Source organism: Planobispora rosea, from assembly GCF_014648175.1.
Lineage (GTDB): Bacteria > Actinomycetota > Actinomycetes > Streptosporangiales > Streptosporangiaceae > Planobispora > Planobispora rosea.
In genome coordinates, this window is the sequence record NZ_BMQP01000030.1 from 47,658 (window position 1) to 65,067 (window position 17,410).

Here is a 17,410-nt window from a genome sequence, read left to right on the forward strand (position 1 = left end):
AGGCGACCGGCCGGTTCCGCGGGCACGCGTGCCGGGTCAGCTCGCCCGGGCGGTGAGCTCCGGACGGCCGCGGTTATCCACTTGGATGATCAGGAGGTTCTCGACGTCCTGCGGCGGCAGCGGCCGGGCGAAGTGGAAGCCCTGGGCCAGCGGATATCCGAGCTGGTGCAGCCGCTCGGCCTGTGCCTCGGTCTCCACACCCTCGGCCACGACGTTCAGCCGCATCACCTGGGCGATCTGCGCCATGGCGGTGGCGATCGCCGACTGCTCGGCCGTGCCGGTCACCCCGTCGATGAAGGACTTGTCCACCTTGAGCACGTCGACCGGGCAGGTGCGCAGCAGGCTGAGCGAGGAGTGGCCGGTGCCGAAGTCGTCCAGGGCGATGCTGACGCCCAGGGCGTGGATGGCGCGGACCGTCTCCAGCGCGGCACCGCCGTCGAACACCGCCGTCTCGGTGATCTCCAGCAGCAGGTCGGCCGGGTCCAGGCCGGTCTCGCGGAGCACGTCGGCGACGGTCGTGACGAAGGCGGACTCGTGCAGCTGCCGGGCCGAGACGTTCACGCTCATCTTGCCGGGTGCGGTCGGACCGTACTCGCGCTGCCAGGCGACCATCTGGGAGCAGGCCTCGCGCAGCGCCCAGGCGCCGATCTCGGTGATCATTCCGTTGCGCTCGGAGATCGGGATGAACTCCGCCGGGGAGACCAGCCCGCGCTCGGGGTGACGCCAGCGGATGAGGGCCTCCACCCCGGAGACGCCGCCGCCGGGCAGGGCGACCACCGGCTGGTAGAGCAGGAAGAACTGGTTCTCCTTGAGCGCCTGGCGCAGCTCGCTGCCCAGGCGGGCGTGCTCGTTGGCGCGCACGTCCATGTCGTCGGCGTAGCGCGCCCAGCGGTTCTTGCCCTGCTCCTTGGCGGCGTACATCGCCACGTCGGCGCGGCGCAGCAGCTCGCTGGTGCTCATGGCGCCGTCGCCGCCGGCCAGGCCGATGCTGGCCTGCACGATCAGCTCATGACCCCCGACCCGCACCGGTGTCTTCAGCGCCGAGATGATCCGTTCGGCGAGATTGCCGGTGTGCTCGGCCGCCAGGTCCGGCAGCAGGACGGCGAACTCGTCACCGCCCAGGCGGGCGACGGTGTCGCCGGGCCGTACGCACGCGCGCAGCCGGTCGGCCACGGCCACCAGGAGGGCGTCGCCCACCGCGTGGCCGAGCCGGTCGTTGACCGCCTTGAAGTCGTCCAGGTCGATCAGCGCCATCGCCACGTTCCCCTGGCCGGTCGTGGCGCCTGCCAGGGTCTGTGCGGTCCGGTCCATGGCGAAGGCCCGGTTGGCCAGCCCGGTCAGGCTGTCGGTGGTGGCCAGCGTGTGGTTGTCGTGCTGGGCCAGCAACTGGCGGGCCAGGACCAGGACGACCAGGACGCTCGCGCCTACCGCTACGCCGCCCCACGAGTACAGGGAGCCCTCGTTCACCGCGACGGTCAGAAGCATGCCGAAGCCGAGCACCACGGCCAGGTACGGCAGCCGGCTGACCTTCCGCAGCGCCTGGGACGGGCGGACCCGGGCGGGGCCGTGGATGCGGCGGCACTGCTCCGTCGCCGAGAGGGCCAGCAGGAAGTGGGCGGTGAGCCAGAACGGGAACTGCCAGCTGAACCAGGACTGGTCCGCGGAGTGGCTGTTGAGATATCCGAGGTAGGTGTCGCCGATGGTGCTGTGCACGATCGCGGCGGCCGCCAGCCACATCGGGCGCCGTACCCGGGGATCCACCCCGCGCAGCAGCGCGACCACGACGGCGAAGAGGGCGAGCAGGTCGAAGATCGGATAGGCCGCGGCGGCGGCCACCCGCCGGGGGTCGACGACCTCGGCCGCCAGGGTGGGGCCGAGCTGGAAGTACCACAGCGGGATGGCGGCGGCGACGACGACCACGGCCGCGTCCAGGGCGAAGGTCCAGCGCCGGGAGCGGCTCTCTCCGCTGCGCGGCAGGAGGAGGATGCCGACCACCAGCAGCGGCACGGACGCAAGGCGGAGCGCGTCCGGCACGCTGGGGAACGATGACACCGGGATCACGACGGACGACGGGATCATCAGGGCGAGCAGCACGTTCGCGGCCGCCATCCACCGCCAGGCGTGACGGGTGCGCCTGCCCAGCTGGGAATGGAGCGAGGCCCGGATGGCGGCGATCGCACCGACCAGCGTGAACAGCGCCAGACCCGGCACGAAGACGTTGATGACCTGCCGGAGCGACCCTCCGTTCACCGTCAGGGGCAGCAGCACTCCCATGAACAGGAGATAGATGCCGCCCAAAGCGACGGCCGCCCACTGCCAGCCCTTACTGATCAGCGGTTGCGACTTCTGCTGCGTCACGAAGACCCTCCTCCGGAGCACTCACCGCTCCGGCCCTCCTATCGGCCGCTCCGGCGGAGACCTGAGCAGACCGGGGTTTCGGCAGGCCGTTGCAAGACGCTGCCAGGGCGCGGGTGAACCAGTCCTGGACGACCACGTCGCGGTGGAGGGTGCCGCGGACCTGGTCCGGCTTGCCGGCGAAGGAGCCGCGGAGCGGCGGGCCGGGTTACTGCGGCACCCGGAGCACGCCCGCCTCGCACGTCAGCTGACCGGTGCCGCTCCGGAGGCACTCGGTGACGGCGCCACGGGTCTCGCGGAGCTCGCGGACCTCGGCGCCGCCGGTCCGATCCCGGAGGTCCGCGTCGGTGAGGGCGGTGAAGAGCGCAGCCGAGGCCCAGAGCACCAGGGCGCCCACCGTCAGCTCCAGCAGGAGACCCGGCCAGCCGGCCCTCCTGCGCGGCGCTCCGGCGCCGTGGTCTCCGTTCGGACTCTCCCCGTTCGGACTCTCCCCGGCCTGGTGCGCCCCGTTCCGGCGCGTCTCGGTCCGGTGCGCCCTGCCGAGGGCGGCGAAGCCGAGGGCCACGGAGGCGAGCGTGAGAGTGACGGAGGCCCAGGAGGTCAGGGGGAGGAATCCGGCGAGGACGGCGGCCCCGGCCGTGGCGAGCGATCCCAGGCCGAGCGCGTTCCCCGGCCTGGAATGGCGGGCCGCGTAGCCGTGGCGGGCCGGGTAGGGGCGGGAGTCTGACGGCAGGCCGTACGCGAAAGTCATGCGCCTCTTCTCCTGTCCGGGGGTGGAGTACCAGACTATTGACGACTTGATACCCGGCCAGGTTGTCCTTCTCTAGCGAATGAATTGACGTTTGATGGGCCTGGACTGAGGTTTTGGTTCCATATAAGGGGATATACCCGGACGGTCGCTGGACAAGTTTTTCCATCTCGTGATTTTCTGTGGCCGCTTGCCCGTGCCCGCATAGAATTACCACTGCTCACGACGGTCTCTCCGGGTGGCGGCAGGGGGGTGGCCATCCGGGTCGGGCGGGCGGCGGAAGCGCCGGACACGTCCCGGGGGACCGTCGTTCATGTCGGCGGTCGATAATGCTCCGAGGTGGCATGCGTGTGCCTGTTGGAAAAAAGCGTCCCTTTTCCCCTTCTGTCGCTCTCCTGCTGATTTCGTGGCTTATCTCGGGATGCGGGGGAATGGGCGGAACCGTACCGGTGAGCGAGGCCGCGGTACGGTCGGCCACGTCGGCCACGTCGGCGACGGCCCCCTCGACCGGGGCGCCGAAGGCGGCGGCGGCGCCCGTAGCCCCGGTGGTAATGATCATCGGGGACAGTTTCACGGTCGGGTCGGGTCCGGTCGCGCGCTGGCAGAGCTACGCCGCGCAGGCCGCCCGCGAGCTGGACTGGCAGCTGATCACCGCGGGGGCGGGCGGGACCGGCTTCGTCAACCCGGGCCGGGTGGGCCGGACCTTCGAGGACTCCTTCGTCGATGAGCTCGCCTGGCGCCCGGCGCCCGACCTGCTGATCGTCTCCGGTGGTCACAACGATCGCGACACCCCGGCCGCCGAGGTCTACGGAGCCGCCGCGCGACTGCTGGATACCGCCCGGCAGCACTGGCCGGCCACCAGGATCCTGGTGATCGGGCCCCTGTGGATGGGGGCCGCTCCCCCGTGGGTCCGCGACGTGAGAGACGCCGTCGCGTACGCCGCGGGGGAGAGCGGCGCGGTCTTCCTCGATCCGCTCGGTCAGGACTGGGGGCCGGGCGCGACCCTCCCCGACGGCGTCCACCCCACCCTCGAAGGGCACGGCCGCATCGGGCGCTGGCTGGTCACCGCCCTGCGGGAGAACGGCGTGCGCACAGCACCCTGAACGCCGCCTTCTCCGCGCAGCCGGCCGCCGGCGCCGTCACCGGTGCCGTCCGGATCCGCCGCCCGGATCCGCCGCCCGGATCCGCTGCCCCGGCCGATGGCCGGGGCACGCGTCCCGGCGGTCTAGGAGATGACGGGTGCGGGCGGGGCGCCCGTGCCGGTCCAGGAGGCGATGAAGCCGAAGGTGGTCGAGCCGCCGGCCGGGACGGAGCCGTTCCAGGCGGCGTTGGTGAAGGTGTGGGCGGTGCCGGAGCTGTTCCGGGTCGAGCTCCAGTTCTGGGTGATCCGCACGCTCTCCGGGTAGGTCAGCGTGACCCGCCACGAGGTGACGGGGTCGGAACAGGTGATCTTGACCTCGCCCTGGAAGCCGCCCGGCCAGGAGTTGACCACCCGGTAGGCGGGCGTGCAGCCGCTGCCGGAGCCCGCGGTGGTGGTGAAGGTGGTGGTCTCGGAGGCGTCGGAGACGTTCCCGGCGGCGTCGCGGGCGACGACGTGGACGGTGTAGGCCGTTTCCGGGGTCAGGCCGGTCAGGGCGAGGGAGTTCGTGGCCGAGGAGCCGAGCTTGGTGGTGCCCCGGTAGACGTCGTAGCCGGTGACGGCGCGGTTGTCGGTGGAGGCGGTCCAGGTCAGGGTGGCCCCGGTCGAGGTGACGGCGGAGGCGGCGGGCCTGCCCGGCGTGGACGGCGGCGTGGTGTCGTCCGGCGGAGTCCCGCCCGCCAGGGCGTCGTGGACGGCCGTGTAGGCGGGCTTCTTGCCGTAGTTCTCGTCGTAGATCAGGGCCGCGCCCTGGCCGGAGAAGGTGTCGGGGACCCAGGAGTACTTGTCGGTGAAGCCCCAGATCGTGATGCCGGTGCACCGGGCCACCGCCAGGCAGGCCTTGACCATGTTCGTGTAGTAGGTGGCCTGGGTGGCGTCCTTGGCGGCGTCCCTGGGCATCTGCATCCGGATGTCGATCTCGGTGATCCGGACGTTCACCCCGAGGTCGGCGAAGCGCTGGATGTTCTCCTGGACCTGGCCGGGGAAGCCGTACTGGATGGCCAGGTGGCTCTGCAGGCCCACGCAGTCGATCGGCACGCCCTGCGACTTCAACGTCCTGACCAGGTTGTACATCGCGGTGCTCTTGGCGTTGACGCCCTCGACGTTGTAGTCGTTGATGCAGAGCTCGGCGTCGGGGTCGGCCGCGCGGGCGTACCGGAAGGCGTCGGCGATGTAGCTGTCGCCCAGCTTCTGGTACCAGAACGAGTTCCGCATGCTGCCGTTTTCCTCGAAGACCTCGTTCACCACGTCCCAGGACTTCACGACGGGGTTGCTCGCGTAGCGCCCGGCGACCCTGGCGATGTGATTCTGCATGGCCGAGCGCAGGTCGGCGGCGGAGAGGTTCTGCACCCAGTTCGGCGTCTGGCTGTGCCAGACCAGCGTGTGCCCGTGCACCTGCTGGTCGTTCGCCTCGGCGAAGGCGACGATCTGGTCCGCCGCGGTGAAGGTGAACTGGTTCTGGCTGGGCTCGGTGGCGTCCCACTTCATCGCGTTCTCGGCGGTGATCTGGTTGAACTCCGAGGCGGCGATGGTGCGGTAGGCGCTCTCGTTGGCCAGCGGGGAGGTGGCCAGCGCGGTGCCGATGAACTTGCCGCGCGCCTCGGCGTGCGCGCGCAGCGTGTCCGAGGCGTGGGCCGGTACGGCGGGCAGCAAGACCGCCGCGGCCGGGAGGACGGCGAGCGCTCCGGTCAGGAGCGCTCTGCGGAGTCTGGACATGGGGATCCTTTCTGGTATGAAAACTTCCGGGTATGGCCCGAAACTTTCGGAGACGGGCCGACGGGAGGGGGCACGGCGCGGGCCGTACCCCCTCGGGGCTAGGAGATGACGGGTGCGGGCGGGGCGCCCGTGCCGGTCCAGGAGGCGATGAAGCCGAAGGTGGTCGAGCCGCCGGCCGGGACGGAGCCGTTCCAGGCGGCGTTGGAGAAGGTGAAGGCGGTCCCGGAGGCCGACAGGGTCGAGCTCCAGTTCTGGGTGACCTTCACTCCGGCCGGGTAGGTCAGCGTGGTCTTCCACGAGTTCACGGCGGCGGCGCACTTGACCGTGACCTCGCCCTGGAAGCCGCCCGGCCAGGAGTTGACCAGCTTGTAGGTGGCCGCGCAGTCGCTCGGCGGGGTCGAGGTGGTCGTGAACGACGTGGTCTCGGAGGCGTCGGAGACGTTCCCGGCGGCGTCGCGGGCGACGACGTGGACGGTGTAGGCCGTCTCCGGGGTCAGGCCGGTCAGGGCGAGGGAGTTCGTGGCCGAGGAGCCGAGCTTGGTGGTGCCCCGGTAGACGTCGTAGCCGGTGACGGCGCGGTTGTCGGTGGAGGCGGTCCAGGTCAGGGTGGCCCCGGTCGAGGTGACGGCGGAGGCGGCGGGCTTGCCGGGCCGGGTGGGCGCCTCGGTGTCGGGACCACCGCCCCCGCCGTAGATCTTCGCCTCGACGGCGGTCTGGGCGATGCCGTTGGGGCCGTTGAACAGGCGCTGGCCCCAGGGGGTCAGCGCGTTCACGTTGAAGTTGGTGACCTGGTCGAGATACTCGACGCCGCCGCCGTTGCCGCTCCAGGACCAGCCGAAGTAGCCCACGCCCCGCGCCTGCGCCTGGGACATGATCGTGTCCTCGTCGGGGTCGCCGTCGGAGTGGTTGAACCCGAACTCGCCGATGACCAGGGGCAGCCCGGCGGTCTGGAACGCCTGGAGGTAGTCGGTGACCTCGGCCGCGGTGTCGAACACGCCGTACATGTGGATCGAGAAGATCGTGTTGCGGTCCGGGTCGGCGGCGAAGACGGTCTTGGCGTTGTCCCGCATGGCGAAGCGCCAGTCCTGGCCCCAGTTGGGGGCGTCGACCATGAGCGCGTGGTCGAACCCGGCCTCGCGCATGCGCTTGATCGCGCCTGCGGTGGCCGTGGTCCAGTCCGGGGTGACGGCGTTGTTGCCGATCGGCTCGTTGCCGATGTTGACGATGACGTAGTCCTCCTGGCCCTCCAGCGCGCTCTTCACGCTGATCCAGTAGTTCACGGCCTGGTCGAGGGTGTAGGCGCCGGCCTGCTCGCCGTACCCGGTGGTGTCGTGGTTCTCCAGTACGCAGATGAGCTTGTTCTGCTTGCACAGGGAGACGACGTTCGCCACGTCGGCGGCGCTGTTGGCGCTCCACCGGCCGCCGCTGAGCACAACGCGCACGGCGTTGGCGCCCAGGGACTTGATCCCGGCGAAGGAACTCGTCTGGGTGGGATACCAGGTGTGCGCGTGGGAGGTGCCGCGCATGATGAGCGGCGTGCCGTCGGCCTCTACGATCTCCGTGCCGCTCACGTGGATGCCGGTGTCGGCGTGGGCGGGGGGTGCCGCGACGAAGACCGAGGCGACGGTCGCGGCGAGCGCCGCGATGGTGAGTCGTGCTCTCATGACCTACCTCAGGTGGGAGCCTTCAGGGAGGGGCCGGCCGGGCGGAGGGGTCCGCTACGCCCGGCCGGGGCTTGTGGGGTTTCTCGGGGGAGGGGTTTCCCTGAGTTCTCAGGGGAGGTGTTTCCCGGGGGACGGACGTGTTCTCCGGGGAACGGGCGTCAGTTCGCCGTGCAGGTCACCGCCGGGACGCCGTTGGTGCCGCTCTGGCTCGCGGTGAAGCCGAACGACGCCGACGCGTTCGGGGCCAGCGCGCCGTTCCAGGCGACGTTCCTGACGGAGACGTCGGCGCCGGTCTGGGTGTGCGTGCCGTTCCAGAGCTGGCTGATCACCTGGCCGTTCGCGAACTTCCAGGTGACGGTCCAGCCCCTGATGGCTGAACTGCCCTGGTTGGTGACGGTGACGTCGGCCTGGAAGGCGCCCTGCCAGGAGTTGCTCACCTTGTAGACGGCCGAGCAGCCTCCGGCCGGGGTGTCGGTCGTGGTGAACGACGTGCGCTCCGACGCCTCGGAGGAGTTGCCCGCGGCGTCCCGGGCCACCACGTGCACGCTGTACTCCGTGGCGGGGGACAGCCCGGTCAGGTCGAAGGAGGTCCCCGAGGCGGTCCCCACCTTCGCGGTGCCGCGGTAGACGTCGTAGCCGGTGACGCCGACGTTGTCGGTGGAGGCCGCCCAGGTCAGCCGGGCGGTGCTCCCGGTGATCGCGGAGACGGCGGGCTTGCCGGGCTTCGAGGGCGCGATCTCGTCGTCCTCGGGCGGCGGCTCGTCACCGGGCGGGTTGCCCCAGATCTTGGTGCTCCCGGAGTAGAGCGTGATGTTGTCCACCCGCACCGGGGTCGAGCCCGGCGTGGTGGACACGCCCCTGTACGACCAGTCGTTGGACGGGTCCCAGGTCCCGGCGCTGGCGATGCGGAACTGGACCTCGCGCCGGTGCTGCGACTGCCCGGCGGGGGAGATCGAGGTGCCGGAGCAGTTGACCGTGATGTAGTAGGTCTTGCCGGACAGCAGGGTCGGGCCGGTCGGGGGCGAGCACTGGTTGTAGGCCGACGAGACCGTGATCTGGTTCGCGGTGGTGTCGCCGTCGAGGGTGAAGTAGTAGCGGAAGGAGCCGTCGGTCAGGTTCCGGGCGGGCCAGGCGGACTGGTTGCGGACGATCGCCTTGATCTCGGTGAAGGTGCTCCCGGTGGCGTTCACCCCGGCCTCGACGAAGATCTCGGGGCCGTCGGGGGTCTCCTTGGGCGGGAAGTCCGCCGCCGGGGTTCCGCCGTACTCGCCGTACAGGCGGGCCAGCGCGCTGGTGAAGCCGGCGTTGTAGTCGGTGGCGACCTCGTTCATCACGAAGTCGTCGCGCTTGTCGGTGTAGGCGTCGTCGGGCGAGGGCGGGCCGCCGACGAGCGCGCCGTACAGGGTGTGCCGGGTCTCGACCGGGTTGGTGATCTGGTCGGTCCAGGAGCCGTGCGCGGTGCGGTGGTGCGGGTTCTTCGGCGGGTTGGCGCCGAAACCGATCACGTAGGAGGACCTGCGGGGGTTGTCGCCGAGTGCGTAGTCGATCTGCCGCTTCGCGAAGTCGTGATATCTCGCCTTACGGGTGCTGTCGGTGATCGAGTCGGCGTGCACGAGCGCCGCGAACGAGGTGTTGGCCGCGTAGCGCAGCGACCCCCACCGGTCCAGTACGGCCTGGCCGCCGGGCGAGTAGTTCACCCGCTGCCCGTTGACCCCGACCGTCCAGTAGTCCAACCACCGGTTGGCGTCGTCGAGGTAGCGCTGCTTGCCGGTGAGCTTGTTCAGCAGCACGTAGGCGCCGTAGGACTTGTCGTCCCAGGCGATCGTCCACCGGTAGGACCTGGTGGTGGACTGCGGCTCGGTGCCGAGGTTGTCGTAGTACGACTCGGCCTTGGCGAGATAGGACGCCTCGCCGGTGGCCCGGTGCAGCCAGATCGCGCCCCAGACCAGCTCGTCGTTGTAACCGCTCCAGGAGTTGTAGTAACCCTGGGCGTCGGTGATGCACTCGCTGTACTTCTTGCGCACGGTGTCGGCGAAGGTGTAGAGCTCCCGCGCGTGCTTCACCAGCGTGTCAGCATAAGTCGGGTTTGTCGGGCGGAAGACGATCGACGAGGCCGCCATCGCCGCCGCCGTCTCGCCGGCCAGGTCCGACCCGCCGCAGGAGGCGTCGATCTTGAACGCGGGCCGGTCCATCGGCATCGCCTCGGCCGGGCCCCACCAGGCGTGGTCCCGGCCGCCGTGGCCGACCTGTCCGTAGAGGACGTTCGGCGAGGGGTGCGCCTTGATGAAGTAGTCGTTGACGAACTTCAGGTTGTTCAGCAGGTGGGTGAGCTGCCCGGAGTCGGCGTAGGCGTCGCGGTACTCCACCGCGCCCCAGGCCAGCATGGTCGTGGTGAAGGCCATCGGCAGGCCGAACTTCACGTGGTCGCCCGCGTCGTACCAGCCGCCGGTCAGATCGAGCCCGGCGTCCTTGCCGTCGTCGAGCGCCGAGTCACCGCGCCAGGAGACGCGGTTCCAGCTCGGCAGCTTCCCGGACTGCTGCGCCTCGTAGAACCAGATGGACTTCTGCAGCGCCTCGGCGTAGTTGAACTCCGCCGCGGCGGAGGCCGAGGAGCCGGAGGAACCGGAAGCGGCGGAGGCGGCGGAGACGGCGGGCGCCGGGACGGCCGTCAGGGCCGCCAGGGCGAGCACCGCCAGGGGTTTCTTCATGGGGGGTGCCTCTCGGGGAGTAGGGGGTGCCTCTCATGGAGAAGGGTGGAGTCCAGGGCGCGGCGGTAGGTCAGGGTTACCGCCGCGCCCCGGGGTCATGCGGGCCGGTCAGGTCAGGGGAAGAGCCTGCCGTACTCGGCCAGGGCCACGGCCACGTCGACCTGGGCCCAGAACCGGTGGTAGTTGAAGGTCGGCGCGGGGCCGGTGCCCTTCAGGTAGGCGTCCACCTTCGGCCAGTCCGGGTCGTTCTTGTAGAAGGACCGGATGGACAGGAAGGTGGAGTTGCTGTCGATCACGTCGCCGTTGGGCATCTTGCCGGTCCAGCCGGCCGGGACGTAGACCGGGTCGTCGAGGCGGTTGTAGTCGGCCTTCGTCTCGGTGGTCGAGACGCCCTTGGGGTCCTGGTTGTTCTTCCACATGCCGTCGAGCAGACCCTTGGCGACGTCACGCGCCTTGGTGTCGCCGGACTTGGCCGCGTAGTACATCAGGACCTTGGCGTAGGAACCGGCCACGCCCACGTCGGTGGTGTAGTCGCGGATGCTGACGTGCAGGCCGGCGTTGGAGCCGGGGTTGGCCGGGTTCCAGGTGTCGGGCTGGCCGGTCCACACCAGCGTCGAGGGGATCTGGTAGGTCCCGTCGGCGTTGATCGTGGTGTTGTCGGTGGCCCACTTGACCCACTTGTCCAGCACGACCTTGGCGTCGGCGTTGCCGGTGGCGTAGTACAGCTCCGCCACGCGCTCCATCGACCAGGCCTGGAAGCCGAACCACTGGTTCGACGGCGGGTCGTGGTAGACGGGCTGCCAGTCGTAGGCCATGCCGTAGAAGGTCGGCAGGTTCGACGGCGGGGTGGCGTAGTGGCCCTGCCAGCTGTTGGTCGCGCCGCCCGCGATCGCGCCCTCGGACGACTGCAGCCAGCGGTAGAACTCCAGCTGCCGCTTCAGGCTGGTGCTCCAGTCCTGTACGGCGGTCGCCCCCTTGGGCTTGAGCGCGTCCACGCTGGACAGCACCCAGGCGGCCATCGGGTTCTGGTAGCCGGAGTGGTTGTGGCTGGAGCCGATCCGCCAGGCCCAGCCCGCGGAGGTGTCGATCGCGCCGCCCCAGGCGTAGTACCAGCTCAGCAGGTAGGCGGAGCTGTCCTTGCCGGTGCCGGCCGGGCAGGAGGTGCTGGTGCAGCCCTGCTTCTTGAAGTACTTGTCGTACATCGCGTAGCGCAGGTAGTCGCCCATCTTCGCGGCCTTGGCGACCGTCGAGGAGATCTGCGACTCCTTGCCCTGCTCCTTGGCCCAGACGTGCGCCCAGTAGGCCACCTGGACGGCGCGGGCGTCGGCGTCGGGGGCGTTGGTGTACTTCCACTGCTTGGCGTAGGAGGAGTCACCGGTGAACAGGTCCAGGAACCCGTTCTTGCCGCCGTGCTTGAAGGTGTCGCAGGACGGCTGCGGGATGGTCTCGAAGACCGACTCCTCGGGACCGCGCTGGTAGGTGTTGATGTAGGCGGGCCTGGTCGTGCCGTCGCCGCAGCGGCCGAAGCCGTAGGTGTTGTCGACGTCGAGCAGCCAGTGCATGCCGTACACGTCGCTGGTGCCATAGGCGGTCTTCAGCTCGCCTGCGATCGGGTCCACGCCGACGCTGACGCCGCCGTCCAGCTTGGACGGGTACTGCTTGATGTCGTCCCACTCACCGGCGTAGGTCGCGGGCTTGGACGGGTTGTAGAACGAGTTCGTCGGCTGGTCGGCCGTGGCCGGGATGATGTACTTCTCCATCGACGCCCAGGCCTCGTTGAACTTGCTCCAGTCGCCGGTCACCTTGCCGTAGGCCGCCTCCAGCCACAGGTAGTAGCTGTAGGCCTCGGAGGTGGTCTCGTGCCCGTGGTCCGGGGCCTCGACCAGGAACGTCTCGACCGAGTGGTACGGCACGCCCTCGGGGGAGAAGTAGCCGTTGGCCGGGTCCTTGATCTTGTTGTACATCGTGGTGAAGCGCTTGATGTACTCGTTGTCGCCGCCGGGGGTGTCGTTGTCCACCTCGGTGGCGGTGGACTTCGCGGCGGTGTGCCCGGTGGCGGTGGCGGTGAACTCGGCGCTGCCGGAGGTCGTGTCGGCGTCCTCGGCGGCCTTGATCTTCACCGTCTGGGCGGTGTTCCAGTTGCTCGGGGTGAAGGTCAGCGAGGCGCCGGTGTCCACCGTGAGGTCGGCGTCGCCGCTGCTCCGCGCGGTCGTCACGGTGACGTTCGCCGCCGGGGCCTTGGAGAGCTTGACCGACAGGTTCGCGTCGCCGCCCTCGGGCACGGCGAGCGTGGCGGGGGTGACGACCACGGCGGGCGCGGTGTCGGTCTTCACGCTGATCCCGACCGGCTCGGAGGTCTTCGTCAGGCCCTTGTCGTCGGTGGCCCTGGCGGTGATCGAGTAGTCGCCGGCCGCCACGCCGGTCCAGTTGTAGGAGTACGGCGCGCTGGTGTCGGTGCCCAGCGGCGTGCTGCCGTTGAAGAACTCGACCTTGGCCACCGTGCCGTCGGCGTCGGCCGCGTCGGCGGTGATCTCCACCGTGGCGGGCGCGGTGAAGGACGCCCCCGCGACCGGCTTGGTGATCTTGACGCTGGGGGCCTGGTTGCCCGGATCGCCGCCGCAGGTGGTGCCGTTGACCGTGAAGGCGGCCGGCTTGGGGTTGCTCCCGGACCAGCTGCCGTTGAAGCCGATGTTCACCGAGCCGCCGGTGGGGACCCTGCGGTTCCAGTCGAGGTTCTTGGCGGTGACGGAGGTTCCGTTCTGCGCCCAGGTCGCGCTCCAGCCCTGGACCATCTTCTGGGTGGTGGTCGGGAAGTCGAAGCCGAGGGTCCAGCCGTCCAGCGGGTCGCCCAGGTTCTTGATGGTCACGCTGGCGGTGAACCCGCCCTGCCAGTCGTTCGTCGAGTAGGCGACGTCACAGGAGACGGCCGCATGGGCAGGGGAGGCGGCGAGGGCGGTGAGCGTCCCGGCCGTTAGACTGAGCAGGGCCAGTGTGGCGACGCGCCTTCGCCGTCTCGCCTGTGGGAGCGCTCCCGCTCTCGGGGGGTAAGGATGCATGGGAAAAGATCCTCCAGGGGTGACCCTCTGCGATTCCGCTGGTAGAGGCATCGCTTTAGATCAAGCAAGGATGAAAGGCGGTGGGAGCGCTCCCAAAAGAGGATTCTGGAGAGTGCCCGGCGGATGTCAATGGCATGAGCCGCCGGTTACCGGGGGGTTTCCTTCCGATGCCGGTCAGGCGGTTGCGATCGACACGGCGGGTTTCCGGAATCTGAAACTTTCAGACTCCGCACGGCCCGGCCGGATTCCACGGGGCTCCGCCGGGTTCCGTACGGCTCCGCCGGCTCCGGAGCGGTTCCCGGTCCCGCAACCGCTCCGCCGCCCCTTCCGGCCGCCGGTTCGGGGCCCCGGGAGCCGGAAGGCTCCTCTCCCGGCCGGGGCGCCGTCCCGGCTCCGGGACGACTCAGCGCAGCGGCGGGTCGGCGCGCTCGACGCGGCCCAGGGCGGGCTCCGCCCACCATTCCCCGCCGCGCGGGGGCTCCATGCCGTAGACCGGATCCTCGCTCCATGCCGGAGACCGGATCCTCAGGGCCGTCGGTGCCGCGCGTGCACTGCCCGTTCGAGTGGCCGGACATGGAGATCCACAGGTAGGCGGGGTCCCCGCCCCGCAGAGCCTCCATGTTCCCCCGTCGGAACCCGACAAGGATCATACGGGAAGGGTCATGAGTGCCGTTGAAGGGTTTTCCACCCCATCGGGCGTCCACTATCCATAACGGTCACGGGATGTTCATCTCACGCGAATCTCGCCGGTGACCAGGAAAAACCCCGGCCGCGAGCGGCGGGACCTGGCGAGGACGGAGGGCTCCCGAGGGAATGCGGACAGACGCACGCGGCAGGTATTCTCGTATTGTCGGGAGTCCGGGGCTGTGCCCCCTTGATCGTCCCTGTACGTTGGCCTTAACCGGCCATCGCGCCTGTCGAACCACAACACCGTTCCCACGGCCAGGCTCCTAGGGCAGGCGAACCATGACGAAGCTGTCTATCCAGGTCACCCACTATCGCACCTGCGTGGTCGTCTCGGTGGCCGGAGACCTGGACAAGATCTCGACCCCCCAATTGGACCAGGCGTTCACGGACCTGCTGGCGGACGGGCACGTTCATCTCATCGCCGACGTGTCGGAGCTCGAGTTCTGCGACTCCACCGGGGTGTGGCTGCTTCTGTCGGGACTGCGCCGGACCTACGAGGCGGGTGGCTGGTTACGCCTGGCCGGGGTCCGGGGCTTCCTGCAGCGGCTTCTGGAGCTCACCCGGCTCAGCGACGCCTTCCCCACCGACGCGACCGTCGACGACTCCCTGCGCCACGCGCCCGTCCGGCGCTCCGGCCCCACTCCGCCGCCGACGGTCGCCTGACCCGCCCCGGTCACCGTCCCAGCCGGTCCCGGACCATCGTCCCGGAGCGCTCCGAGGTCACCGTCCGAGCCGGTCCGGGGTCATCGTCCCGAGGTGCTGCGAGGTCATCGTCCCGGGGTGCTCCGAGGCGCCGCCCCGGAGCATCCCCGGATCACCGTCCCATGGCGCGCTCCACCTCCATGAGCTGGCGCTCCAGATCCCTCCGGAGCCGGTCGCTGAGGGCTCTCTCGCCGTGCCGGATGGCGATCTTCTGCTGGACCCGTACGAGATCGTCGGTGCAGCAGACGCTGTCGGCCAGCACCTGCCGCAGGTCGAGGGCCACATCCGAGCGGATCTCGCCCGCTCTCTGGCCGCTGGTCAGCAGGGCGTTGAAGCGCCGGACGCTCTCTTCGAGCGTGGGCGCGGACGCCCCCGCGGTCTCCGTCCAGGGCTCCGGCGCCGACTTCGGCTTCGGCTTCGGTGTCTTCTCCGGCCGCGTGGCGGGGCGGTCCGTCGGTTCGGCGGACCGTTCCCGGGCCGGTTTCCCGGTGGGCGACGGGCTCCCGGTCCCGGGCTGGGACGAGGGGGAGTCGGGAGCGGGAGAGCCCGAGGCCGCGGTGGTCCGCGGGTGCGAGGTCGAGCCGGAGGCGACGGCGGAGGGCGGCCATCCGCCGGGGAGACCGCCGGCCGGCAGCCAGAAGATGACCCCCGCGACGAGGGCCGCCACCGCCACCGATCCCGCCAGCGCCACCCAGGCGTGGGAGCCGGCCTGCTCCCTGGCCCGGTTCTCGGACAGGGCCTTCTCCAGGACGGCCGCCGCCTCCTGCGCCCGTGGCCGGGACCGCGGGCCGTGCGCCAGACAGCGCTGGCACAGCGCCGAGACCTCCCTCGGCAGCCCCGGGACGTGGACGGCGGGCGGAGGTCCTTCGCGCTGGGCCTGCTCGATCTCCTCCCACGTCCGCTCGGGGTACGGCGTGCGGCCGGTGAGCATCTCGAACAGCAGCACGCCGAGCGAGTAGACGTCGTTGGCGGGATGGGCGCCCGCGCGGGTCAGGCGTTCGGGCGCCACGTAGGGCGGCGTGCCGGCCTCGCTGGCCGGGTCGTCGTCCTCCTCCCCGGCGAGGGCGGCGATGCCGAAGTCGAGCAGCTTGGCCCCGTCCGCGGTGAGCAGCACGTTCTCGGCGGTGACGTCCCGGTGGACGATGCCCCGCTCGTGGGCGGCGGCCAGGACGGTGGCCACCCTGCGGGCCACTTCCACCGCCTCGGGCCAGGGCAGCGGTCCCTCGGCGATCCGCTCGGCCAGCGGGCGTCCCTCCAGCAGCCGCATCACCACGTAGGCCGCCAGGCGGCCCTGGGCGGTGACCGTCTCCCCGTAGTCGTACACCTCGATCGCGTCGGGGTGGATGAGCCGGGCGGTGGCCCGCGCCTCGCGGCGGATCGGCTCCCGATCCGCCCCGAGGTCGGCGTCCAGTACCTTGATCGCGACCGTCCGCTGCAGGGACTGGTCGAAGGCGCGCCAGACGACGCTCATCCCGCCCCTGCCGATCGGCTCCATCAGCCGGTATCTGCGGGTGAGCACGTCGCCCGCGCGCAACCCGCGGCGCTCAGGCCGACTCACGTACGACCAGCTCCGTCGGTAACGTGGGGTTGCCCCCGGCATGCTTGGCGGCGCCCGGCTCGGCGCCCATCGAGCCCAGCAGGAGCCGGGCGGCGAGCGCGGCGAGTTCCTCCACGGGCTGGCGCACCGTGGTCAGCGTGGGAGAGGTGCGGCGGGCGACCGGGGCGTCGTCGAAGCCGACCACGGCCACGTCGTCGGGTACCCGCCGTCCGGCGCGGCGCAGGGTCTGCACCGCCGCCGCGGCCATCACGTCGGAGGCCGCGAAGATCGCGTCCAGGTGCGGCATCCTGCGCAGCAGCCACTGCGCGGCGTGCACGCCGGAGGAGTGGGTGAAGTCGCCGTACGCCACCGGGACGCCCGCCATCCCGGCCTGGGTGAGCGTTCCGATGAAGCCCTCCAGGCGGTCCCGGGACGCCGGCAGCCCGGGGGGCCCGGCGATGGCGGCGATGGCCCGGCGTCCGCCGAGGAGCAGGTGTTCGGCGGCCTGCTTGCCCCCGTCGTAGTTGTCCATGTCCACGTAGGGCAGCTCGACGCCGTCCGGCGGCCTGCCCACGCTGCGCACCGGGATGCCGGAGGCGGCCAGCGTGACCACGAGCGGGTGCCGGTCCCGCGCGCCGACCAGCAGGACGCCGTCGACGGCCCCGGAGACGAGTTGCGGTGTGGTGACGGTGGAGGCGGTGGAGGCCGCGGTCATCACGGTGAGCGGGATGCCGTGGGCGGCCAGCACCTCCTCCGTCGTGGTGATCACTCGGGCGTAGAAGGGTTCGGTGAACAGCCGCTGGGCGGGTTCGCAGACGACTACGGCCACGGTCAGGTCGGAGCGGCGTCCTGAGCCGCCCCGGGGAGCGCGGTGCCGTACGTAGCCGAGACGGGAGATCGCGTCATGCACCTGACGGCGCGTCGAGGTGGTTACTCTGACAGAGCCGGTAAGAACCCGGGACGCCGTGGCCGGGGATACACCTGCTGCAGCGGCGACCTGGGCAAGAGTGGGCAGCTCGGGCATAGTTCCTCCACACCTAAAAGTCGTGCAGGTGGGAGCGCTCCCAGAGAACGTAGCATTGTTTCGGGAGCGTCAAAA

The 17,410-nt window shown here is 70.5% G+C and carries 10 protein-coding genes; 2 read left to right on the forward strand and 8 right to left on the reverse strand.

The features are described from left to right. Window positions 1–36: 36 nt before the first annotated feature. Together IEZ08_RS26420 and IEZ08_RS26425 are read right to left on the reverse strand one after the other, a co-directional pair. Entirely contained in the window at window positions 37–2,358 is a 2,322-nt protein-coding gene (locus tag IEZ08_RS26420) for a putative bifunctional diguanylate cyclase/phosphodiesterase (RefSeq protein WP_068921037.1), read from the reverse strand. 205 nt (window positions 2,359–2,563) lie between these two features. Then, a complete protein-coding gene (locus tag IEZ08_RS26425; RefSeq protein WP_068921039.1) occupies window positions 2,564–3,106 on the reverse strand; it encodes a hypothetical protein in 543 nt (180 codons plus the stop codon). 428 nt (window positions 3,107–3,534) lie between these two features. Between IEZ08_RS26425 and IEZ08_RS26430 the strand changes: the two genes are divergently transcribed. Further along, on the forward strand, window positions 3,535–4,206 hold the full coding sequence (locus tag IEZ08_RS26430; protein WP_068921040.1) for an SGNH/GDSL hydrolase family protein: 672 nt from the start codon (window positions 3,535–3,537) through the stop codon (window positions 4,204–4,206). Between the two features lie 122 nt (window positions 4,207–4,328). Here the strand turns inward: IEZ08_RS26430 and IEZ08_RS26435 are convergent, their stop codons facing one another. The 4 genes from IEZ08_RS26435 to IEZ08_RS26450 form a co-directional block, all read right to left on the reverse strand. After that, window positions 4,329–5,957 carry an endo-1,4-beta-xylanase gene (locus tag IEZ08_RS26435; protein ID WP_068921042.1) on the reverse strand — a complete coding sequence of 543 codons (1,629 nt, stop codon included), beginning with the start codon at window positions 5,955–5,957 and terminating at the stop codon, window positions 4,329–4,331. Window positions 5,958–6,055: 98 nt separating this feature from the next. After that, a complete protein-coding gene (locus IEZ08_RS26440; protein WP_189243215.1) occupies window positions 6,056–7,621 on the reverse strand; it encodes a cellulase family glycosylhydrolase in 1,566 nt (521 codons plus the stop codon). A gap of 158 nt (window positions 7,622–7,779) precedes the next feature. Then, window positions 7,780–10,329 (reverse strand): glycoside hydrolase family 9 protein, encoded by a 2,550-nt coding sequence (locus IEZ08_RS26445; RefSeq protein ID WP_189243216.1) that lies wholly within the window; start codon window positions 10,327–10,329, stop codon window positions 7,780–7,782. Window positions 10,330–10,442: 113 nt separating this feature from the next. Then, on the reverse strand, window positions 10,443–13,385 hold the full coding sequence (locus tag IEZ08_RS26450) for a glycoside hydrolase family 48 protein (RefSeq protein ID WP_068921046.1): 2,943 nt from the start codon (window positions 13,383–13,385) through the stop codon (window positions 10,443–10,445). Window positions 13,386–14,351: 966 nt separating this feature from the next. Between IEZ08_RS26450 and IEZ08_RS26455 the strand changes: the two genes are divergently transcribed. Beyond that, entirely contained in the window at window positions 14,352–14,735 is a 384-nt protein-coding gene (locus IEZ08_RS26455) for an STAS domain-containing protein (RefSeq protein WP_068921048.1), read from the forward strand. Between the two features lie 151 nt (window positions 14,736–14,886). Here IEZ08_RS26455 and IEZ08_RS26460 read toward each other — a convergent pair whose 3' ends face one another. Together IEZ08_RS26460 and IEZ08_RS26465 are read right to left on the reverse strand one after the other, a co-directional pair. After that, the gene (locus tag IEZ08_RS26460; protein WP_189243217.1) at window positions 14,887–16,332 is read right to left on the reverse strand and encodes a serine/threonine-protein kinase; all 1,446 of its coding nucleotides are present in this window, start codon (window positions 16,330–16,332) and stop codon (window positions 14,887–14,889) included. Next, window positions 16,319–17,335, reverse strand: coding sequence for a LacI family DNA-binding transcriptional regulator (locus IEZ08_RS26465; protein WP_068921050.1), 1,017 nt, complete (start codon window positions 17,333–17,335; stop codon window positions 16,319–16,321). The genes IEZ08_RS26460 and IEZ08_RS26465 overlap by 14 nt, the downstream gene beginning before the upstream one ends. Between the last annotated feature and the right edge of the window lie 75 nt (window positions 17,336–17,410).